A 20,042-nucleotide genomic window follows, 5' to 3' on the forward strand; every position below is an offset into this window, starting at 1 on the left:
CACCATGGCGCGGGCGCCATGCATGCGATCTGAACCCGCGGTTGTGAAAATGTCAGGATCGCTGCCCCGCCACCCCGTCAGGGCAGGCGCACCGTCAACCCGTCGAGCGCCGCGGTCAGCCGCACCTGGCAGGCGAGGCGACTCGTCCGCGACGCGGCGGGGACCAGATCGAGCAAATCCTCCTCCTCCTCGCGCGCCGCCGGCATGCGGGCGAAATCCTCCGCGGCGATAACGACGTGGCAGGTCGCGCAGGCCATGTCGCCGTTGCACGTCCCTTCGAGCGGATGGCCATCCGCCTGCGCGAGATCGAGCAATCGGGTGCCCTCGGCGCCTTCCGCCTGTCGGCTGCGGCCATCCGGATCGACGAACACCACGCGAATCATGCCATCCCCCCCTGCCGCGCCGCTGCCGCGACGATGGCCGCCAGTCCGTCCCGCAGCGCGTCCTCGCCGGTATAGCGCCCGAAACCGAGCCTGATACTCGACCGCGCCTGCGCCTCGGTCAGGCCGAGCGCGCGCAGCACGTGGCTCGACCGGCCCGAGCCGCTCGCACACGCCGATCCCGCCGAAAAGGCGAGATCGCGACAGTCGCTCATCAGCCGTGCCACGTCGAGCCCGTCGCGTCGCACGTTGAGATTACCGCGATACCGCCGCGTCACCGACCCGTTGACATCCCATCCCGCCAGCGCCGCGGTCGCGATCGCCCAGAGCCGATCGACATGCGCCGCATCGGCCGCAGCCCGCTCCGTCATCAGCCGCGCCGCGGCACCGAAACCCGCGCACAGCGCCGGCGATAGCGTTCCCGAGCGTCCCGCCGCCTCCTGTCCGCCGCCGTGGATCAGCGGCGCCAGCGTCACGCCGTCGCGAATCCACAAGCCTCCGATCCCCTTCGGCCCATGCAGCTTGTGCGCCGACACCGCGATCAGATCGCATCCCGCCGGCACCGGCATACGCCCATAGCCCTGCACCGCATCGCACAGCATCAGCGCGCCGGCCGCATGCGCCAGTTCGGCGAGCGCCGCGATCGGTTGGATCACGCCGATCTCGTTATTGACCAGCATCGCCGCGACCAGTCCCACCCCCGGCCCGATCGCCGCCGCGGCCCGATCGAGGTCGACCAGCCCGTCGTCGCCGACCGGCAGCACCGTCACCTGCCGTCCATGGGCCGCCTCCGCCGCAACGGTGTCGAGCACCGCGGCATGTTCGGTCGCCAGCGTGACGATCGCGCCGCTGGTCCCCTTGATCGCCCAGTTGAGCGCCTCGGTCGCGCCGCTGGTGAAGCTGAGCGCGCCCCCCGCCGGCGCAAGTGCCGCCACCGCATCGCGCGCCACCTCGACCGTCGCCTTGGCGGCGCGGCCCGGCCGATGTGGCGAATGCGGATTGGCATGTTGCGATTCGAGCCATGGCAGCATCGCCGCCAAGGCTTCGGGCGCGAGCGGCGTGGTCGCCTGATAATCGAGATAGATCATGCCGCGCGGCGCGTCGTCTTCGCCATCTGCCGCCACGCCGCGACGAAGGCGTCGACGTCCGCCTCGCTTGTGGTGCGCCCGAAGCTCACCCGGATCACCTCGCGACCGGCGGCCGCGTCCCAGCCCATCGCACCGAGCACATGGCTCGGCTTCATGCTGCCGCTCGAACAGGCGCTGCCCGCCGAGACCGCGAAGCCGGCGCTGTCGAGCAGGATGAGCTGCGCCGCCGCCGCAACGCCGCGCAGACGATACGATCCGATCGCCGGATGGCGCGGACTGTCGGCGGCGACGATCTCGCCCCCCGACCGCAGGATCGCATCGTCGAGCCGCGCGCGCAGCACGCCATGGTCCGGCTCCGCCTCGCCGAGCACCGCGGCATAGCCGAGCGCGCCGGGCAGGTTCTCCGTCCCCGGTCGGTAGCCGCGTTCCTGCCCGCCGCTGGGATGCAGCAGCGCGAGATCGCGCACCAGCAGCGCGCCGATCCCCGGCGGGCCGCCGCGCTTGTGCGCCGACAGCGCCACCATATCCGCAACCTCGGCCAGCTCGACGGACGCCGGCATCTGCGCGGCATCGACCAGCAATCGGCTGCCGGCGTCGCGCACCAGCGCAGCGATAGGTGCCAGCGGCTGCCGCACCCCCGTCTCGCTGTTCGCCCATTGCACGCAGACCAGCGCCGGCCCCGCCGCGAGCAGCGCCGCGAGCGCCGCCAGATCGACGATCCCGTCCGCACCCACCGGCGCCACGGCGGCATCGCCGCCGGCGCGCAGTACCGCATCATGTTCCACCGCGGTGACGATCCGCCGCGGCAGCGTCGTCCGCCCCAGGGCGACCGAAAGCGATTCGCTCGCGCCGCTGGTCAGCAGCGTCTCGCCCCGCCAGCCGTACGCCGCGGCGATGGCGCGTCGCGCCGCCTCCAGCGCCGCCCGCGCCGCGCGCCCCTCGGCGTGCGGCGACGACGGGTTCGCCCAGCGCACCAATCCGTCGACGACGGCCGCGCGTGCGGCATCGGTCATCGGCGTGGTGGCGGCGTGATCCAGATAGAGACGTTGGGACAGGATTCGTTCCAATTGCGTGTCGGAGCCCGACGCCTATATAGCGCGCAACGTTCTGCGCTGCACAGCGCGCCCCTTCTTACGTGGCGAGACCCATGCCCGAAGTCATTTTTCCCGGCCCCGAAGGCCGTCTCGAAGGCCGTTTCGCGCCCGCTCCCCGTCCGCGCGCACCGGTGGCGATGATCCTGCATCCGCACCCCGCCGCCGGCGGCACGATGAACAGCCGCATCGTGCAGGAGCTCTACAAGACCTTTCAGCGCCGCGGTTTCGCGACGCTGCGCTTCAACTTCCGCGGCGTCGGCAAGAGCCAGGGGACGTTCGACAACGGCATCGGCGAACTGTCCGACGCGGCGAGCGCACTCGACTGGGTGCAGAGCTTCCATCCGGAGGCGTCGACCACCTGGATCGCCGGGGTCAGCTTCGGCGCGTGGATCGGCATGCAGCTGCTGATGCGCCGTCCCGAGATCCGCGGCTTCATCTCGATCGCGCCGCCCGCGAACATGTTCGACTTCTCGTTCCTGGCACCCTGCCCGTCGTCGGGCATCATCATCCAGGGCGAGGCCGACGAGGTCGCCACCCCGGGCGCGACGCAGAAGCTCGTCGACAAGCTGCGCACCCAGAAGCACATCACCATCCATCACGACACGATCCCGAAGGCGAACCACTTCTTCGAGAACGAGACGCCGGAGCTGATGCGCTCGGTCGACAAGTACCTCGACATGCGGCTCGACCCGAATTCGCCGATCCGGTGACATCGACGCCGGGACCGCACGCTGATGCGGTCCCGGCCACGCTGGCGGTCACTGGTCTCGATCAGTCGCCGGTCAGCAGACCCTCGAAATCGAGGATGCCGGCGTGATATCGTTCGCCCCGCACCTCTTCGAGGATGTCATAGATCGCCATGAGCTTGTCGCATCCCTCGGCCGTCTTGCCATTCGTGTCGTCGGGATCGGCCAAAAACAGTGATTTGGCTTCATCCGCATCAGCGAGAACCGTCCGGTAGCGCTCTTCGCCGACCTTGTCCGCGACGGCGGCTAGCCCAAGCTGAATACTTCGAAACTCGTTGTCGACCGACCGATGATAGCCGTAAGACGTCACCTCGTCGAAGCGCGGCGCCGCCGCCATCATGCACATGAGGAAATCCTGGATTTCGCTCAACTGTTCGGGGACGTACAAGCGCCCACCTTCCTTGCGCTGCGGTTCCATATTGCCTCACTGTTTCATGACATACGTATGGTCAGGATGCGTACCGCTGGGGGTCACAACGACGATATAGCGTGGCTTTGAACCAGTTTCCGAAAAACGCCGCAGTTGTTCATCGGCCATGGTCTTTCGGGTCAAGCTGACTTCGATATAAGTATCAGCAACCCGAATGTCGGGAAGGCCGTACGAGCCTTTCGGCGTCACATACTCCCGCCGATTGACCCTGACGTTTCCATTGCTCGAGACCTTAACGCCATATTGGTTTAATCTTTCGCGAATAGTTCTTCTCACGTGAGTATCTATAAAATTTCCTAATTTCATGCCGTTGTTCACACCACGATTTTTTAGCGTTCCCTTATTGAGCCGCTCCAATCCTTCTTTATAAGTTTTATCCACCTCTCGCTGCACCCGACGGATCATCTGTGCCCGCAGCGGAGCATAGTCGCCTAAAACCCTCGCATGCGTCGCGGCTTGCCACATTAACAGATCGTCAAGCCTGTTGGCGCTCCCTTCGACGCTGGGGTGACCCGAGTTCATGTACTGATGAACGAAATTCGGGTCTAATCTCTTTATATCGCTAAGCACCTCCTTCGAGTGCCGATCGAGTACTTGTATTTGCGCTTCAGCGGCTGGCCCGACGATGTCTAATAATGGCCCGGTGATTGCAGCGAATGTTTTCAGCGCAGGATCGTTGATCTCGGGAAACGCCTGCTCCACCGTCATAGGGTCTTCGAACGCCCGGCTGTTGCCGCCGCGCCCCATTCGTGGCCCTTGCCCTTCGCCATAAGCGGCGACGGACCCAGCCCCTCCGGGACCGAAGGTGAATCGGCCGTCTTTCGGATCGTGATAGGGGTTGAACTTGAGCTCCAGCCCCGCCGCCGACCTGACGGTCGGCAGGCGGCCCGTCCTCAGCCACCATGAAAATGCCTGCCGTTTCTCACTCGTCGATAGTTGCATCCCGCCGCCCCTTCCGGTTACGGCAGGAACATATCAGCAACATTTTCCAACAAAGCAAATGCGTATTACGGCACGCTGGCACCAGATCGCCGACGTGGTTGATATCCGAAGATTCTATCTTTGCTCTTATCGTCGACGGTCGATGCGCGTGACCGGCGACTCGGCCGTTACAATTGCCAGATCGCCACGTTGCCGAGCAATACCGCCGCCATCACCAGCAACAGGATCGCCTTCCGCCGATCCCCGCCGCGAGCGAGCAGCGCGCCACCGCCGATCAGGCAGGCGAAGCAGCCGAGCATGGCGATGGCCGGGGCGGCGTTGGCGATCGATCCGAGAAGCGCTTGCATTACGATAATCTGCCTCTCACCGCCTGCAATGTCGAGGCAATGCGCGCGCAAGACCGTATAGCGCGCTACCCGACCGCCCGCGCATAAGCGTCGATGTCGACGTTGCCGCCCGAAAGGATCACCAGCAGCCCCGGCTCCGCCGCCACCTTGCCCGCGAGTACTGCCGCCAGCGCCACCGCGCCGCCCGGCTCGATCACCAGCCGCAAATTCTCCGCCGCCCAGCGCTGCGCCGCAGCGGTCTCCGCCTCGCTCACCGCCACGCCGGTCGCATCGCGCCGCGACAGCACGTCGAAGGTCAGCGGCGACACGCGCTGCGTCTGCAAGGCATCGCACGCAGTTGGCGGCGGATTGGGGCCGACCGGCTCGATCCACGACGCCTCCAGCGAGCGGCGCATGTCGTCCCAGCCCTCGGGCTCGACGACCGTCACCGCGCTGTCCTTGAGCGCCAGCGCGAGCCCGGCCGCCAGCCCGCCGCCGCCGCAGGGTACGACGACGCGAGCCGGAACGCCCAGCCCCAGCGCCGTCATCTGCGCCGCCGCCTCGATCCCCGCGCTGCCCTGCCCCTCGATGATCCACGGATCGTCGAAGCTCGGCACCAGCGTCGCGCCGCGCGCTTCGGCGAGTCGGGCAGCGATGCCTTCGCGGCTCTCGGTGGCGCGATCGTAGCGCACCACTTCGGCGCCGAGAGCCAGCGTCGCCGCCAGCTTGGCGTGCGGCGCATCCGCGGGCATCACGATCGTCGCGGCGATGCCCAGCCGCCGCGCCGCCCAGGCGATCCCCTGCGCGTGATTCCCCGAGGAGAAGGCGACCACCCCCCGCCGCCGCGCATCCTCGTCCAATGCGGTGAGCCGATGCCAGGCGCCGCGAATCTTGAACGCCCCGATCGGCTGCAGCGACTCCGCCTTGAACGCCACCTCCAAGCCGTTGATTTGGCGCACATAAAGTGGCGTCGGCGGCAGGATTCTGGCGATCTTTTCGGCCGCGTCGCGCACCCCGGCGCGCGTCGGTTGTCGCAAAAACGTCACTTTTCGTCCTTTCCTACGCTAACCCACTTTACATGGGGGTCGGACGACCATAGATCGCGCCTCCGCTGCCCCATGGGACTTCCAACCGCAAGGCAGCTTTTGTCACCGTATGCCGAAAGGCAATTGGAGGTCCCTTGAATTGGCCAAGCACCATAGCGCGCTGGGGTTAGCGCCCCTCTCGACCGCCCGTTCCGCCGTTAGCCGTACGGGCATCGACATCGCCAAGAGCCGACCGGTCGATCCGGTCACGCTCGTTCGCCCGCACGCCGCTGCGCGCGCCGCCCGCTTCTTCGTCGAGAAGTTTCCGGGCCGCTCGATGTATGCCGTGAAGGCGAACCCCAGCCCGGACCTGCTCAAGGTCCTCTGGGACAATGGCATCACGCATTACGATACGGCATCGATCGCGGAAGTGCGCCTGGTCAAGGCGACGCTGCCGGAGGCGACCTGCTGCTTCATGCATCCGGTCAAGTCGGAAGAGGCGATCGCCGAGGCGTATTTCGTCCACGACGTGAAGACGTTCTCGCTCGACAGCATGGAAGAGCTGGCGAAGATCGTCCGTGCGACCGACGGCGCCACCGACCTCACGCTCTGCGTGCGGCTGCGCGTCTCGTCCGAATATGCCAAGCTCAGCCTGGGCTCGAAGTTCGGCGTCGGTCCCGGCGAGAGCAAGGAATTGCTGATCGCCACCCGCCAGGTCGCGGACGCGCTCGGCATCTGCTTCCACGTCGGCAGCCAGACGATGTCGCCGGACGCCTATACCAATGCGATGGAGCGCGCCCGCGCGGCGATCGTCGAGGCGGCGGTGACCGTGGACGTCATCGACGTCGGCGGCGGCTTCCCCTCGGCCTATCCCGGCATGACCCCGCCGCCGCTGGAGCGGTTCTTCGAGACGATCCACCGCGCGTTCGAGAGCCTGCCGATCAGCTATTCGGCCGAATTGTGGGCCGAGCCGGGCCGGTCGCTGAGCGCCGAATATGCCTCGGTCGTGGTGCGCGTCGAGCGTCGCCGCGGCACCGAGCTGTACATCAACGACGGCGCCTATGGCACGTTGTTCGATGCGGCGCACATCGGCTGGAAATATCCGGTGCAGCTGCTCCGCGAGCCGGATTCGGACGCGCGCGACATGGACTTCGCCTTCTGGGGTCCTACCTGCGACGATCTCGATTACATGCAGGGCCCGTTCCCGCTGCCCGCGGACACGGTCGCCGGTGATTATTTCGAGATCGGCATGCTCGGGGCATATGGCTCGGCGATGCGGACCGCGTTCAACGGCTTCGGCACCGGCGACACGGTCGTCGCGTCCGACGAGCCGATGCTCTCGGTCTATCTCGACGACGAGATCGCCGACGTGCGCACGAACAACGTCGTAAAGCTGTAACGCCAACGCTATAACCGATTGTCTTCCCTCCTCCCGCTTCGGCGGGAGGGGCGGCCCCTGGGTTTCCGCGTCCCCAATGTTGAACGACGACGGCTGGATAGCCAAAGGCGAACCATGACCGACACGCTGAACAAGACCGCAGGCGCCAACGCGCCGATCAACGACAACCGCAAGGCCGAACTGCTCTCGAAGCAGGTCAAGCACATCGACATCAAGAGCTTCGACGCGCGCCCGATCGTCGACGCGATGGCCGACATGAGCTTCACCAGCCGCGACCTCGGCCGCGCGACCAACATCTACAACCAGATGCTGGCCGACAAGGATTGCTCGATCTTCCTCGTCATCGCCGGTTCGACCTCGGCCGGCGGCTGCATGGACCTCTATGCCGAGCTGGTGCGCAACAACATGGTCGACGGCATCGTCGCGACCGGCGCGACCATCGTCGACATGGATTTCTTCGAAGGGCTCGGCCACAAGCACTATCAGGCACTCGAGATCCCCGACGACGATACGCTGCGCTCGCTCTACATCGACCGTATCTACGATACCTATATCGACGAGGAAGCGCTCCAGAACGTCGACCACACGATCTTCGAGATCGCCGAGAGTCTCGAGCCGCGCGCCTATTCGAGCCGCGCCTTCATCCGCGAGATGGGCAAGTATCTCGTCGAGCACGGCAAGAAGGACAACAGCCTCGTCAAGCTCGCCTATGAGCATGACGTGCCGATCTTCTGCCCGGCGTTCGTCGATTCGTCGGCGGGCTTCGGCCTCGTCAAGCATCAGGTCGACGCCGCCAAGGCGGGCCGTCCGTATCTGATGATCGACGCGGTGGCGGACTTCCGCGAGCTGACCGAGATCAAGATCCAGGCGGGCACCACCGGCCTGCTGATGATCGGCGGCGGCGTGCCGAAGAACTTCATCCAGGACACCGTCGTCTGCGCCGAGATCCTCGGCCACGACGACGTCCAGGTCCACAAATATGCGGTGCAGATCACCGTCGCCGACGTCCGCGACGGCGCCTGCTCGTCCTCGACGCTGCAGGAAGCGGCGAGCTGGGGCAAGGTCAACACCGGTATCGAGCAGATGGTGTTCGCCGAGGCCGGCTCGGTGGTGCCGCTGCTGGCGTCGGACGCCTATCACCGCGGCCTGTGGAAGGACCGCCCGGTCCACCGCTGGGGTGCAATCTTCGACAAGTAAGTCATACCTAAGTCCTCCCCCGCCAGGGGGAGGTGGCACGGCGAAGCCGTGACGGAGGGGGAGGACAGGGCGAAGCTTCGTTATGGAGCTGCCACCCTGTCCTCCCCCTCCACCAGTCGGCTGACGCCGAACGATTCCCCTCCCCCTTGCGGGGGAGGGATGGTGGATATTGCGCCCGCCCTTCCGATCCGGCACTTTCATACGAAAGGGAGCCACCGATGCACGCCGAAATCCTGCGCCCGATGGCGGCGCTCGTCGCCTGGACGCTCGTCATGCTGGTCTGGATGCTCGCCACCCGACTGCCGGCGATGAAAGCCGCCGGCCTCCGCCTCGGCATGCTCGTCGGCACCAAGCCGTCCGATGCCGACCGCGGCCTGCCACCCCAGGCGCAGTGGAAGGCCCACAATTACAATCATCTCCACGAACAGCCGACGCTGTTCTACGCGATCTGCACGGTGATCGCGCTCAGCGGCACCGGCAACGGCGTCAACGCCGCGATCGCATGGGCCTATGTCGGCCTGCGCGTCATACATTCGCTGGTACAGGCGACCACGAACAAGGTAGGGCCTCGCTTCATGCTCTTCATCGCCTCCAGCCTCGCGCTCGCCGCGCTCACCCTCCACGCCGTCATGGCGGTGTTCTGATGGCCAAGGGTGAGGTGTTCGAACGCCACCGCCAGCCGTGGACGCAGGACGAGATCCAGAAGCTCCACCAGTTCGCCAAGAAGGGCATGGCGCTCAAGGCGATCGCCAAGGCGCTCAAGCGCAGCGAGGAATCGACCAAGGATCGCGCCAAGGAAGACAATCTGTCGATCGCCAAGCTACGCTAGACGGGATCGACATTCGATTTTTTCTCCTCCCCTTGCGGGCAGGGCTATCGTGATGAGTTTTAATCGGCTTCCTCATCAGATTCGTCACCCCGGACTCGTTCCGGGGTCCACCGGGCCGCAAGAGAATGGTGTCGGATCAAGCCTGTCTCCTCGCCGCAGAGTGGACCCCGGAACAAGTCCGGGGTGACGGGGCGGATTTGGAATGCAGCTAGCCGAACAACCGTTTTGCGCTGCGCTCCAGCATCAGCAATTGCCAAAGGGTGCGGCCGTGATCGGCGCGGCCGCTGCGGTGCGCATCGGCGAGTTTCGCGACCTGCGCCATGTCGAGCCAGCCGCTCTCTACCAGCGTCCGCGACCGCGCCAGCCCGTCCGCTTCCGACGCCAGCGCGCCGCGGAACCATGCGCTGATCGGCGTCACGAACCCCATTTTCGGCCGATAGAGGATCTCCTTGGGGAGATAGCGTTCGAGGCTGCGCTTCATCAGCCATTTGCCCTCGCCGCCGTGCAGCCGCATGCCGGCCGGCAGCGTCGCGCAGAATTCGACCAGCCGGTGGTCGAGCAACGGCTCGCGCGCCTCAAGTCCCACCGCCATGCTGGTGCGATCGACCTTGGTGAGGATGTCGCCGGGCAGCCAGATCATCATGTCGGCATATTGCGCGCGGTCGAGCGCATCGCGCGCCGGCGCCGCCCGCATCGCCGCGACGTAGCGATCCTCGGCGCGATGTCCGCCGAGCACCCGCCGCGCCTCCGTGCTCAGCAATTGCGCGCGCAGCTCGGGCGAGGTCACGCCCACGGCGCGCGCATAGGCTTCGTCGCCGTCCGTCCCGAGCGCAAGCAGCGTCGCCTTGGCGCGCAACGGTCGCGGTGCCCAGTCGGCTTTGGGGTAATAGCGCCCGAGCGTGCCGAACGCCGCGCGCCGCCACCGATCGGGCAGCATCCCGCGCACCCGTTCCTCCGCCGCCTGGAATCTGTAGCGGCGATAGCCCGCCAGCATCTCGTCGGCGCCGTCGCCCGACAGCGCCACCGTCACGCTCTTCCGCGCCAGCGCCGCGACCTGATAGGTCGCCAGCGCGCTGCCGTCGGCGAAGGGTTCGTCGAAATGGTGGACCAGCGTGTCGATCAGCGCGAAATCGTCGGGCCGGACCACCTGCGCGTGATGATCGGTGGCGAAACGCTGCGCCACCAGCGCGGCATGCGCACGCTCGTCGTGTCCCGCCTCGTCGAAGCCGATCGTGCAGGTCTTGACCGCCGCCTTGCTCGCCTCCGCCATCAGCGCGACCACCGCCGAACTGTCGACCCCGCCCGACAGGAAGGCGCCGAGCGGCACGTCGGCGACCATCCGGCTGCGCACCCCGTCGCGCATCCGCGCCAGCAATTCCTCGCCGAGCGCCTTGGCCGATCCGCCCGCGCGATCGGCGAAGCTCAGCGACCACCAGCGCCGCGGCCGCGGCACGCCCTGCCAGCGCTGGACGTGGAGGAAATGGCCGGCGGGCAGCTTGCGGACGCCCGCGACGAGGCAGGCATCGTCCGGCACATAGCCATAAGCGAGGAAATCCTCGACCGCGGTCACGTCCGGCACCCGCCGCAGCAAGGGATGCGCGAGCAAGCCCTTCAGTTCCGAGGCGAAGGCGAGGCTGCCGTCGGACAATTCGACGTAATGGAGCGGCTTCACCCCCATCCGGTCGCGCGCGAGGAACAGCGTCCCCTGGTCGGCATCGTGCAGCGCGAAGGCGAACATGCCGTTGAGCCGGTCGAGCAGCGCCGGCCCCCACGCCCGCCAGCCGTGCAGCAGCACCTCGGTATCGCCCTCGGTGACGAAGCGCGCGCCCTTGCGCTCCAACTCGGTGCGCAGTTCGGCGAAATTGTAGATCTCGCCGTTATAGGTGATCGTCAGCGCGCCTGCCTGCATCGGCTGCGGCGATCCGTCGAGATCGATGATCGACAGCCGGCGATGGCCGAGCCCGACGCCGGGTGCGGTCCAGATCCCCTCGCCATCCGGCCCGCGATGCGCCTGCGCCGCGATCATCGCGCCGATCCGCGACGGATCGACCGGCTTGGGCGTCTCGGGATGGAAGATACCGGCGATGCCGCACATCAGCGCGGCGCCACGACGGCATCGCTCACGCCGTCGACCGGGCCGAGCGCCGCCGCCAGCGCAGCGATATCGGCGCGCGCATCGCGCCCGGGCAGCACCTCCGCGGACAAATGGACCGCCACCGCGCGCTGCGTGCCGCCGAACAATCTCGCCTTCATCGTCTCGATCTTCACCACGCGCTCGTCCGACGTTACATTATCGCCGACGACGTACCATGTCGCGACGACCCGCTCCACCGGCCCGGCGGCGGTGATCCGCATCGCCTTGCCGCCCGCGATCGGCGCTTCGTCAGCGACGCGCACCCACCGGTCCTCTTCGCGGATCGCGCCGGTGCCGAAGGCGCCAATTTTATGCCCCTCGCCCTGCGACCCGAAGACCGCGATTCCCAGATCGACCGCCGCGCCGCCACGCGCATAGCGACCGAACAGCATATGGTCGGCACCCGGATAATACGGCATCCACGGCGCCCGCCGGCTGAGCGGCGCGCGCGTCCACCCCGCCACCTGCGGCAGCGCGATCCGCGCGGGCAGCGGTGTCGCGCGATGCGCGATTCCTACGCTCCACATCGGCCAGACGCTCGCCACCGCCACGGTGAGCAGCACGCCGATCGGCAGCCCCATGCGCCCGCCGGCGACCGGCGGCAGCGCGGCGGGATCGAACGCCGGCGCATCGGGCGCGCGATCGAACCAGCGCCAGCCGATCGCCAGCACCGCCGCCATCACCAGCCCGAAGAACAGCCAGCCGTAGACGATATGATCGAAGCCCGTCGCCGCCTCGACGCTGGTCAGATGCGCGGCATAGATCGTCCCGAACGCGCGCAGCCCGTTGGCGAGCACCGGCACGACCAGCGCGGCGAGCAGGAACCACGCCCGCCGCCGCCACGACACGAAACAGACGTCGGCGACCAGCACGCCGAAGGCGAGCATCGCGATGACGAACTTGGCGCCCGAACATGCCTCCGCGACCTCGAACCAATAGCGGCCCGCATGGATCAGCACGCCGTTCGAACTCGCCGGAACCCCGGCCAGATGCAGCAGCGGCATCACCATCCGCACCGTCACGGCTTGCAGCAGCGGCTCCATCTCCTCGCCGAACGGCACGAGGAACAGCGCATAGCCGAGCGGAAAGGCGAGCCCGCGCGCCACCTGCGGCCCGAGCAGCGTCACCACCGCGCCTTGCAGCATGACGACCAGCCCCAATTGCCGCGCGAAGCTGACCGAGCCGGCGTCGCCCATCAGCCACCCTGCCCCGCCGACCGCGACCAGCGCCAGCCCCGGCCACCACGCCATCGGCGTCAGCGCCGCCAGCTCGCGCCGCCGCTGCCACACCAGCCAGCCGATCACCGGGCCGATGAAGAGGCAATGGCCAAAGGTCGTGCTCGTCCACCAGATCGACACCAACCGCGCGACATCGTCGGGAACCAGCAGCAGGATCGCCGCCGCCGCCAGCGCCAGCCCGATGCCATGCCGCCGCCACTGTGCGCCGGTCACGCCAGCCCCAGCAGAGCATCAAGCGGCGCGAGCCGCGCCGCCCAGTCGTACCGTACGACCACCCGCGCCCGTGCCGCGGCACCAAGCGCCGCCGCTGCGCGCGGCTCATCGAGCAGCGCCGAGATCGCCGCGACATGCGTCGCAGCGTCGTCGGCGACACGCAGCGTGCCGCCGTGATCGATCCCCTCGGCCGCAGCGAGGGAGGCGACGACCGGCCGCGCCATCGCCATCGCCTCGAGCACCTTGTTCTGGATACCGCGCGCGAGCCGTAGCGGCGCGACGCACACGTCCGCCGCCGCGAGCCACGGCCGCACGTCGTCCACCGCGCCGGTGACGATCACGGCGTCGGACGCGAGCGCCTGCACCGCCGCGGTCGGCGCCCGCCCGACGATCGCGAAGCGGACGCCGGAATAGCGCGCCCGCAGGTCCGGCAGGACGTCGCAAGCGAACCAGATGACGGCGTCGATATTGGGCCGGTAATCCATCTGCCCGGTGAAGACGATCAGCGGCCCGTGAGGCGCGGACCCGCCCCCCAATCCCCCCGTCACCCCGGACTCGTTCCGGGGTCCACTCTGCGGCGCGGAGAGCGGCGCATGAGCCGCGACCGTTCTCCCGGAGACGGGTGGACCCTGGAACACGTCCGGAGTGACGGCGTGGGTAGGGCCGGCTTTCCGTGCCACCACGCCCGGGTCGAACGCCGCGGCGTCGATCCCGTTCTCCACCGCCACGATCCGCCCGGCCGCGCCGCCGGAGCGAAACAACGCCGCTTCCGCCTCGCTGACGAACAGGCTCGCCGAAACCTCCGCGGCAACCCGCCGTTCGAACGCGCCCAGCATCCGCGCCTCGCGCCGCATCATCCACCGCATCGGCGCCGATCCCGCCTCGGCGAAGCCAGCGAATTTGGCTGAATCCATATCGACGAAGTCCATCACCGCCGGCACGTCGGCGGGCAGATATTGCGCCATCTGTCCCGAGAAGCAGTAGACCGCATCGGCCCTTACCGCCGCAACCGCACGCCGCATGTCTCCCGATTCGAAGGCGGTCAACGACACCGGCAAGCCACGCGCCAGCGCCTCCACCGCCGCCACCGCCTGCGGCTTGCGCCGCCGCACGATCGTCACGCCCGCCAGCCCGTCGAGCGCGGCCGGCACAGCGAAATCCGCCTCGCTCTCCCCGAACGCGATCAGATGCACCCGCGCCCGCGCCATCAGATAGCGCAACACGTGATAGCTGCGGATCTTGTCGCCCCGATCGGGCGGGAAGGGCGCGCGATGGGCGAGGAAGAGGAGCTCCATCACCCCAGCCCGCGCGAAATCCACGGCCCCAGCGCATTGGCGACCGGCAACGGCAACCGCTGCCACGTCCGTACCATCAGCGCATATTTCGGGTTGAGCGGGTTGACCTCTCGGCTCCCCCCCTCGCTGCGCTTGGCATAGAGCCGCGGCACGTCGGCGAAGCCCCAATTCTTCTTGAACGCCGCCGCACCCGTCCCGGTCTTCGATCGCCCGAAATCGAACCGCGTACAGCCACGCGCCCGCGCATGGCCCATCAGCGCGAAATACATCCGGTCGTTGGCGCGCAGGCCCCGCGCCGCCGCGGTGCCGCCGCCCCAATAGGGAAACACCGCGCCCTGGAAATACAGGCTGAGCACGCTCGCCACCACCCGCCCCTCATGGCGCACGGTCAGCACGTCGGCGTCCATCGCCTCGGCGACGCAGCGGAACAGTTTAGCCGGAAACACCGGCGTGCCGAGATTGCGCACCGATTCGGCATAGACGCGATAGTGATCGCCGAGCAGCGCCGCCCCTCCCGTCTCCACCGTCAGATCGAACCCGAGCGCCCGCCGCACCTCGGCGCGCTGCTTGCGCGGCACGGCGAGCAATTCGGCATCGTCGTCCGCCGCCAGATCGCGCACGAAGCCGAGATAGGAGGTGTCGTCCGTCTCCCATCCCGCCGGCGCGGGTCCGCCACGCAACTCGACGCCCGGACAGCCGATCCGGCGCGCCAGCGCCCAGGCCGCCTCACCCAGCGCATCGACGCCCTCGCCGAGCACCCCGCCATCCACTCCGAAGCCGGTCGATACCAGCGCCTTGCCGAACAGCGGCGACCGCATCGCGGTCAGCGGCAGCGCGCCGACGATCGCCCCGCCCCGCGCGGCGACGAGATAGCGCGCGCGCTGGCCGCAGCCGCGTTCGACAGCGCGGCTCCAAGCGGTGAGATGGAACGGCGTCGCGCCTGCGCTACGACGGACGAAGTCGTCCACCGTCGCGCTCTCCCCGGTATCGCGCAGATCGGCCTCGCGCACGCCGATCGCGGTCACGACAGCAGCGCCGCCTCGCGCGCCACGACCGTATCGACCCGGCCCCAATCGTGCCGTTCGATCAGCCCGCGCAGCTTGCCCGCCATCGCCCCCAGCCGCGAATAATGCCGCACCTTCGATCGCAGCGGCGCCTGCCGCACCCGCGGCTGGTCGGCATCGACCTCCCAGGGGTGGAAATAGAAGATGCCGGCATGGCCTTCGCGATTGACCTGCCGCACCGCGAAATCGGTCAGCGCCGACGGCAGCAGCCGGAAGAACCCGCCCCCCGTCGCCAGATGCCGCCCGCCGATCCGCGCCACCGTCACCGGCAGTTCGATCAAAGGCGAGTCCTTGATCGGCCGGAACGCATAGCGCGGTGCATCGCGCCAGCCATAATGGTCGTGCGCCACCGGTGCGACGCTCGACGAATAGACATAGCCCGCCTCCGCCAGCTCAGTGAACGCCCACAGGTTGCGCGTGTCGATCGAGAAGCTCGGCGCGCGATAGCCCGTCACCGCCTGCCCGCCGGCATTCTCCAGCGCCGTCCGCGCCCGCGCGAGATCGGCGCGGAACGCCGCCGCATCCATCGTGAACACGCGCTGGTGATCCCAGCCGTGGCTGGCGATCTCATGCCCCGCCTCGACGATCCGCCGGATCAGCCGCGGCTGCCGCGCCGCCACCCAGCCGAGCGTGAAGAAGGTCGCCTTGACCCCGCTCTCCGCGAACAGGTCGAGCACCGCGCCGGTGTTCGCCTCGACGCGGCTGGCGATCGTCGTCCAGTCGCTCTTGTCGATGACCCGCTCGAACGCGCCGACCTGAAACCATTCCTCGACGTCGACCGACAGGCCGTTGCGCACCGCGCTACGCGGCATGGTCCCACGCCGCCGGAGGACGGATCGGGACGTGATCGTCGCGGATGTCGGACGCGCCAGCGGCCATCGCCGCGGAGGCTGCCGCCGCCTCGTGACGATCGGCTTCGACCCAGTCGACCAGCAGCGTCAGCACGCGCCGGAGCGCGCCCTCCTGCTGGTTGATCCGCGCCTCCAATGCCGCGATCCGCGCCTCCGCGGCGGCAGACAGTCCCTCGTCCGCGGCGGCACGATCCGGCACCGGCTCCGCGACCGGCTCCGAAGGCGCGGCGCGCGGCACGAAGCGCCTCACCGAACTTTCCTGCTCGACCGGCGCCGGTGGCGGCGCAGCGGCCGCCGACGGTTCGCTCGCCGGCATCGGCAGATCGCCGTGGAGGTCGCCGAGCACCTGCCGGACGACCGCACCGTCGATGATCTCCGCCCCCTCGACCGCAGCGTGCAGCATCACCCGTCCCGCGAGCAGGTTGAGCCGCCGCGGCACGCCGCCCGACCCCTCGTACAGCGCGGCGAAGGCATCCGCGGCGAAATCCGGCCGCCCCTGCCAGCCGACCACCGACAGCCGGTGCGCGACGTAATCGGCGACCTCATGCGCTTCCATCGGGTCGAGATGGTGGATGGCGATCACCCGCTGGCGCAATTGCTCCAGCCGCTCCGAGCCGTGCAGCCGCTCGCGGAACTCCGGCTGACCGAGCAGCAGGATCTGCAGCAGCGCATGCCCGCCCGCCTGGAAGTTGGACAGCATGCGCAGTTCTTCGAGCGAATCGATCGGCAGCGCCTGCGCCTCGTCGACGATCAGCAGCGTCCGCCGTCCGGAGCGTGCCACCGCATGCAGCCCGCGCTCGATCGCGGTGAGCAATTGCGCCTTGGCGAGACCCTGCGGATCGACGCCCAGCCCGGTCGCGACGATGCGCAGCAGGTCGTCGGCGGGGATCGCGGTCGACACGATGGTGATGACGTTGAGCGCCTCGGGATCGATCTGCGCGGTGAGATGGCCGACGAGCGTCGTCTTGCCCGCGCCGATGTCGCCGGTGACGACGACGAAGCCTTCGCCCTGCGCCAGGCCGTAACCGAGATAGGCCATCGCCTTGCGATGCGTCGCCGTCTCGTACCAGAAGCGCGCGTCGGGCGTCAGCTGGAACGGCCGCCCCGATAATCCGAAATGCGCGTCGTACATAAGCCGATGCCCTTAGAACGAGTAGCGCGCGGCAAGCAGTGCCTGCGCCGACCAAGCGGTATCCACGTCACCGGTATCGAACGCGTAAACGCCCGCGCTCGCCGTGGTGGTGATCCGCCCGAAACTGTGACCATAACTCGCCGTACCGCCATAGGACCAGAGCCCGGCGCTGCGGGCGATCCCCGATTCGTAGTAATTGACGAACAGGTTGGCGTCGAACGTCGACAGCGCGGTCAGCGTGCGATTGAAGAACAGCTGCGCATAGGCGCTCTGGTCCTCGATCCCGTACAGCGTCACGCCGGGTACGTCGTCGCGGTTGAACAGCTTGCGGTTGGCATAGCCGACGCCACCGCCATAGGTCGACCGCCCGCGCGTGATCGACAGCACCGCATCGACGCCGCGTGCCCGATAGCTCGCGGTCGAGATCGACTGGAACACGTCGTTGAGGCAACCGCCCGGCGTCGAACCGCTGGTCGAGAAGATGCAGCCGTTATATTGCTGAGTGAAGGCGTCGCGCGCCGACAGGAAGCTGGTCGGCAGATTGGCGAGCCCGGTGCGCAACTGCCGGCCGAAGGTGGTGACGCTGTCGTAGACGTCGGCGGCGAAGCCGACATGCTCCGACGCCTGATAGGTCAGCAGCCCGGTATAGCTCAGCGAGCCGTAACGCTTGCCGACATGCGCCTCCGCCGACAGCCGCCGGTTGGGCCGCCACACCACGCCGGCATCATAATAGACGCCGTTGGTACGATAGGCGATCTGGCGCGGTGCCGCTGGATCGGTGACGAACCGTCCGTCGCGATCGACCACCGGCGCCCCCGCCGCATCGGTCAGCGCCGCGCGGTTGCTCGTCTCGACCAGTTCGTATCCGACCCCGCCGGTCAGCGCGACATAGGGCGAGACCGGCAGCAGTGCGTCGCCGCGTACCCGCCAGCTCTGGTAGCGGCCGTCGAGCTGCCCGGCATCCTCGCGCTCCCAGCCGCCGCTCGCGGTCAGACCGACCGGCAGCACCTGCCCCGGCCGTACGCTGGCGCTGACCCCCGCAGCCTGGCCGAACGAATCGTCGTAATAATCGAGCCGCGGCTGTCCCGCCGGCACCGCGGTGAAGCTCGGGCTCTCGACCTTGGTATAGCCCGCCTGATAGCTTGCCGCGATCGCCACCGGACCGGCCTGCGTCGCATAGCTTGGACCGCCATAGATCGCATAGACTTGGCTGATGTTGTCGACATTGCCGACCAGCACGCCCGGTGCCGCGCCGCGGATGTCGGAGCGGCTGCGCGTCGCGATGCCGCCCGCCTCCAGCGTCAGCCCGCGCGCGACCTGCGCCGACACGCGGGCGAGCCCGGTATGGATGTCGTCGTCGCCGATCCGATCGTCCCAGGCGATCCGCCGTTCGTAGCGATAGGACAATTGTCCCGTGAGCCGCGCGCTGCTCGCCGCGACGTCGATCCCCGCGGCGATCGTCGAATAGGTCAGCACGTCGCCGGAATTCAGATCGGCGTCGAGCACCTGACCCAGCTCGATATAGGGCACGGCATTCAGCCGCCGGCTCTGCGCCTCGGCCTGACCGGCGACCGCCAGCGCGGCCAGCGCCCCCCCTACCGACAGCATCCGGATCACTTGCCGGGCTCCTGCCCGTAATAGGTGCCGTAGCGATGGCCGCCGGGGACGAAGGACACGGCGTTGAGCACCAGCGCGATCTCGTCGCAGCCGTCGAGTCGCTGCACCGCCTCGCGTAGCTCGTTCTCCGGCGTGCGGTCGGCCCGCACCACCAGCACCACCTGCCCGACCAGCATCGCCAGCACCGCCGCGGGCGACGCCGCCAGCGCCGGCGGCGAATCGAAGATCACGATGCGCCGCGGATTGGCTTCGAGCAGCCGCGCGAGCACCTCGCGCGTCCGTGCCGAGGCGAGCAGTTCGGTGTCGGTCGCGGTCTTGGTCCCCGCCGGCAGGATCGCCAGCCCGCCGACATCGGTGCGGATCACCAGGCTCTCGACGTCGATCCGGCTGTCGGCGAGCGCGTCGAGCAGCCCCGGCTGTTCGGCGAGGCCGAGCCGGGCGAGCACGTCGGGCTTGGCGAAATCGGCATCGACCAGCAACACCTCGGTGTCGCGCTCCGCCGCCATCGACAGCGCCAGATTGACCGCGCAGAAGGTCTTGCCGTCCCCCGGCCGCGCCGAACAGACGAGCGCGGTACGCGCCCGGTCGCGCGCCGCGGGATCGTCGCGCCCGGCCCGCGCGACGCGTTCGCGGGTGATGAGCAACTGCCGCTTGATGAGCCGGAATTCCTCGGCGAGCGGGCCGACCGGCGCGCCCGGGACGATCATCCCCGCCTCGGCGAGCATGCCGCGGTCAATCCCGGCGATATCGGTCAGCTCGGGCGTTTCGTAGAAGGCGTCGGGCAGCTCGTGGCCGACCGGCGCGCGCAATTCCGCCGGAATCGCGAGGAAGGTCGGGTCCGCGCCGGGATCGGCGGCGGTCCACGCATCGACCGGCGGCGGTGGCGGCGGCGGTGCGGCGACCGCCTCCAGCACCGGCAGGTCGAGCGCCGGCGCCCGGCGACGCAGGTGCGTGCCGAAATCATAGACGCGCGCGGCGCGCTCGAGCAGCGATTCGGCACGATCCGGCGTCGGCGTCATCTCGTCGTCCCGTCGCAAGCCGT

20 protein-coding genes are annotated in these 20,042 nt (G+C 68.4%); 5 read left to right on the forward strand and 15 right to left on the reverse strand.

All coding sequences use genetic code 11. The features are described 5' to 3' along the window. Nucleotides 1-77: 77 nt before the first annotated feature. The 3 genes from AC07UH_RS08540 to AC07UH_RS08550 are packed head-to-tail and all read right to left on the reverse strand — an operon-like array spanning nt 78 to nt 2,481. A complete protein-coding gene (locus AC07UH_RS08540) occupies nt 78-383 on the reverse strand; it encodes a 2Fe-2S iron-sulfur cluster-binding protein (protein WP_495180137.1) in 306 nt (101 codons plus the stop codon). Beyond that, nucleotides 380-1,468, reverse strand: a complete 1,089-nt coding sequence (locus AC07UH_RS08545; protein WP_495180485.1) for a cysteine desulfurase family protein — start codon at nt 1,466-1,468, stop codon at nt 380-382. Before AC07UH_RS08545 ends, AC07UH_RS08540 begins: the two co-directional genes overlap by 4 nt. After that, nucleotides 1,465-2,481, reverse strand: coding sequence for a cysteine desulfurase family protein (locus AC07UH_RS08550; RefSeq protein WP_495180136.1), 1,017 nt, complete (start codon nt 2,479-2,481; stop codon nt 1,465-1,467). Before AC07UH_RS08550 ends, AC07UH_RS08545 begins: the two co-directional genes overlap by 4 nt. Nucleotides 2,482-2,615: 134 nt before the next feature. Here AC07UH_RS08550 and AC07UH_RS08555 point away from each other — a divergent pair, with 134 nt between their 5' ends. Continuing rightward, the gene (locus AC07UH_RS08555; protein ID WP_038659670.1) at nt 2,616-3,272 is read left to right on the forward strand and encodes an alpha/beta hydrolase; all 657 of its coding nucleotides are present in this window, start codon (nt 2,616-2,618) and stop codon (nt 3,270-3,272) included. Nucleotides 3,273-3,333: 61 nt separating this feature from the next. Here AC07UH_RS08555 and AC07UH_RS08560 read toward each other — a convergent pair whose 3' ends face one another. The 4 genes from AC07UH_RS08560 to AC07UH_RS08575 form a co-directional block, all read right to left on the reverse strand. Further along, nucleotides 3,334-3,726 (reverse strand): hypothetical protein, encoded by a 393-nt coding sequence (locus AC07UH_RS08560; RefSeq protein ID WP_495180135.1) that lies wholly within the window; start codon nt 3,724-3,726, stop codon nt 3,334-3,336. Between the two features lie 6 nt (nt 3,727-3,732). Further along, nucleotides 3,733-4,680, reverse strand: coding sequence for a hypothetical protein (locus AC07UH_RS08565; protein WP_495180134.1), 948 nt, complete (start codon nt 4,678-4,680; stop codon nt 3,733-3,735). A 167-nt stretch (nt 4,681-4,847) separates the two neighbouring features. Further along, nucleotides 4,848-5,027, reverse strand: a complete 180-nt coding sequence (locus AC07UH_RS08570; RefSeq protein ID WP_495180133.1) for a hypothetical protein — start codon at nt 5,025-5,027, stop codon at nt 4,848-4,850. Between the two features lie 65 nt (nt 5,028-5,092). Then, nucleotides 5,093-6,052, reverse strand: coding sequence for a threonine ammonia-lyase (locus AC07UH_RS08575; protein ID WP_495180132.1), 960 nt, complete (start codon nt 6,050-6,052; stop codon nt 5,093-5,095). Nucleotides 6,053-6,191: 139 nt separating this feature from the next. Here AC07UH_RS08575 and AC07UH_RS08580 point away from each other — a divergent pair, with 139 nt between their 5' ends. The 4 genes from AC07UH_RS08580 (at nt 6,192) to AC07UH_RS08595 (ending at nt 9,456) form a co-directional block, all read left to right on the forward strand. Further along, the gene (locus AC07UH_RS08580) at nt 6,192-7,430 is read left to right on the forward strand and encodes a type III PLP-dependent enzyme domain-containing protein (protein ID WP_495180131.1); all 1,239 of its coding nucleotides are present in this window, start codon (nt 6,192-6,194) and stop codon (nt 7,428-7,430) included. Nucleotides 7,431-7,544: 114 nt separating this feature from the next. After that, nucleotides 7,545-8,627: a 1,9-bis(guanidino)-5-aza-nonane synthase gene (locus AC07UH_RS08585; RefSeq protein WP_495180130.1), complete on the forward strand. Its 1,083-nt coding sequence runs from the start codon at nt 7,545-7,547 to the stop codon at nt 8,625-8,627. Nucleotides 8,628-8,845: 218 nt separating this feature from the next. Further along, nucleotides 8,846-9,271, forward strand: coding sequence for an MAPEG family protein (locus AC07UH_RS08590; RefSeq protein WP_495180129.1), 426 nt, complete (start codon nt 8,846-8,848; stop codon nt 9,269-9,271). Continuing rightward, nucleotides 9,271-9,456 carry a hypothetical protein gene (locus tag AC07UH_RS08595; RefSeq protein ID WP_137899689.1) on the forward strand — a complete coding sequence of 62 codons (186 nt, stop codon included), beginning with the start codon at nt 9,271-9,273 and terminating at the stop codon, nt 9,454-9,456. The genes AC07UH_RS08590 and AC07UH_RS08595 overlap by 1 nt, the downstream gene beginning before the upstream one ends. Nucleotides 9,457-9,664: 208 nt before the next feature. Here AC07UH_RS08595 and AC07UH_RS08600 read toward each other — a convergent pair whose 3' ends face one another. The 8 genes from AC07UH_RS08600 to AC07UH_RS08635 are packed head-to-tail and all read right to left on the reverse strand — an operon-like array spanning nt 9,665 to nt 20,019. Then, entirely contained in the window at nt 9,665-11,551 is a 1,887-nt protein-coding gene (locus AC07UH_RS08600) for an XrtA/PEP-CTERM system amidotransferase (RefSeq protein ID WP_495180128.1), read from the reverse strand. Next, nucleotides 11,551-13,041: an exosortase A gene (gene xrtA / locus AC07UH_RS08605; RefSeq protein ID WP_495180127.1), complete on the reverse strand. Its 1,491-nt coding sequence runs from the start codon at nt 13,039-13,041 to the stop codon at nt 11,551-11,553. Before xrtA ends, AC07UH_RS08600 begins: the two co-directional genes overlap by 1 nt. Next, nucleotides 13,038-14,336: a glycosyltransferase gene (locus AC07UH_RS08610; protein WP_495180126.1), complete on the reverse strand. Its 1,299-nt coding sequence runs from the start codon at nt 14,334-14,336 to the stop codon at nt 13,038-13,040. The genes xrtA and AC07UH_RS08610 overlap by 4 nt, the downstream gene beginning before the upstream one ends. Further along, nucleotides 14,336-15,361 (reverse strand): FemAB family XrtA/PEP-CTERM system-associated protein, encoded by a 1,026-nt coding sequence (locus AC07UH_RS08615; RefSeq protein ID WP_495180125.1) that lies wholly within the window; start codon nt 15,359-15,361, stop codon nt 14,336-14,338. The genes AC07UH_RS08610 and AC07UH_RS08615 overlap by 1 nt, the downstream gene beginning before the upstream one ends. Continuing rightward, a complete protein-coding gene (locus tag AC07UH_RS08620) occupies nt 15,358-16,212 on the reverse strand; it encodes an XrtA system polysaccharide deacetylase (protein ID WP_495180124.1) in 855 nt (284 codons plus the stop codon). Before AC07UH_RS08620 ends, AC07UH_RS08615 begins: the two co-directional genes overlap by 4 nt. Further along, nucleotides 16,202-17,383 carry an ExeA family protein gene (locus tag AC07UH_RS08625; RefSeq protein ID WP_495180123.1) on the reverse strand — a complete coding sequence of 394 codons (1,182 nt, stop codon included), beginning with the start codon at nt 17,381-17,383 and terminating at the stop codon, nt 16,202-16,204. Before AC07UH_RS08625 ends, AC07UH_RS08620 begins: the two co-directional genes overlap by 11 nt. Nucleotides 17,384-17,395: 12 nt before the next feature. Beyond that, nucleotides 17,396-18,991 (reverse strand): hypothetical protein, encoded by a 1,596-nt coding sequence (locus AC07UH_RS08630; RefSeq protein ID WP_495180484.1) that lies wholly within the window; start codon nt 18,989-18,991, stop codon nt 17,396-17,398. A 5-nt stretch (nt 18,992-18,996) separates the two neighbouring features. Further along, the gene (locus AC07UH_RS08635) at nt 18,997-20,019 is read right to left on the reverse strand and encodes an AAA family ATPase (RefSeq protein WP_495180483.1); all 1,023 of its coding nucleotides are present in this window, start codon (nt 20,017-20,019) and stop codon (nt 18,997-18,999) included. Nucleotides 20,020-20,042: the final 23 nt, after the last annotated feature.

Source organism: Sphingomonas sp. GW821-FHT04B01 (assembly GCF_059420425.1).

Excerpts from the sequence above, each read along its gene's own strand:
- AC07UH_RS08550 (WP_495180136.1), bottom strand. The coding sequence starts at position 2,481 with ATGACCGATGCCGCACGCGCGGCCGTCGTCGACGGATTGGTGCGCTGG.
- AC07UH_RS08610 (WP_495180126.1), bottom strand. The coding sequence starts at position 14,336 with ATGGAGCTCCTCTTCCTCGCCCATCGCGCGCCCTTCCCGCCCGATCGG.
- AC07UH_RS08630 (WP_495180484.1), bottom strand. The coding sequence starts at position 18,991 with ATGCTGTCGGTAGGGGGGGCGCTGGCCGCGCTGGCGGTCGCCGGTCAG.
- AC07UH_RS08545 (WP_495180485.1), bottom strand. The coding sequence starts at position 1,468 with ATGATCTATCTCGATTATCAGGCGACCACGCCGCTCGCGCCCGAAGCC.
- AC07UH_RS08585 (WP_495180130.1), top strand. The coding sequence starts at position 7,545 with ATGACCGACACGCTGAACAAGACCGCAGGCGCCAACGCGCCGATCAAC.
- AC07UH_RS08560 (WP_495180135.1), bottom strand. The coding sequence starts at position 3,726 with ATGGAACCGCAGCGCAAGGAAGGTGGGCGCTTGTACGTCCCCGAACAG.
- AC07UH_RS08590 (WP_495180129.1), top strand. The coding sequence starts at position 8,846 with ATGCACGCCGAAATCCTGCGCCCGATGGCGGCGCTCGTCGCCTGGACG.
- AC07UH_RS08555 (WP_038659670.1), top strand. The coding sequence starts at position 2,616 with ATGCCCGAAGTCATTTTTCCCGGCCCCGAAGGCCGTCTCGAAGGCCGT.
- AC07UH_RS08600 (WP_495180128.1), bottom strand. The coding sequence starts at position 11,551 with ATGTGCGGCATCGCCGGTATCTTCCATCCCGAGACGCCCAAGCCGGTC.
- AC07UH_RS08565 (WP_495180134.1), bottom strand. The coding sequence starts at position 4,680 with ATGCAACTATCGACGAGTGAGAAACGGCAGGCATTTTCATGGTGGCTG.
- AC07UH_RS08635 (WP_495180483.1), bottom strand. The coding sequence starts at position 20,019 with ATGACGCCGACGCCGGATCGTGCCGAATCGCTGCTCGAGCGCGCCGCG.
- AC07UH_RS08625 (WP_495180123.1), bottom strand. The coding sequence starts at position 17,383 with ATGTACGACGCGCATTTCGGATTATCGGGGCGGCCGTTCCAGCTGACG.
- AC07UH_RS08595 (WP_137899689.1), top strand. The coding sequence starts at position 9,271 with ATGGCCAAGGGTGAGGTGTTCGAACGCCACCGCCAGCCGTGGACGCAG.
- AC07UH_RS08620 (WP_495180124.1), bottom strand. The coding sequence starts at position 16,212 with ATGCCGCGTAGCGCGGTGCGCAACGGCCTGTCGGTCGACGTCGAGGAA.
- AC07UH_RS08540 (WP_495180137.1), bottom strand. The coding sequence starts at position 383 with ATGATTCGCGTGGTGTTCGTCGATCCGGATGGCCGCAGCCGACAGGCG.
- AC07UH_RS08570 (WP_495180133.1), bottom strand. The coding sequence starts at position 5,027 with ATGCAAGCGCTTCTCGGATCGATCGCCAACGCCGCCCCGGCCATCGCC.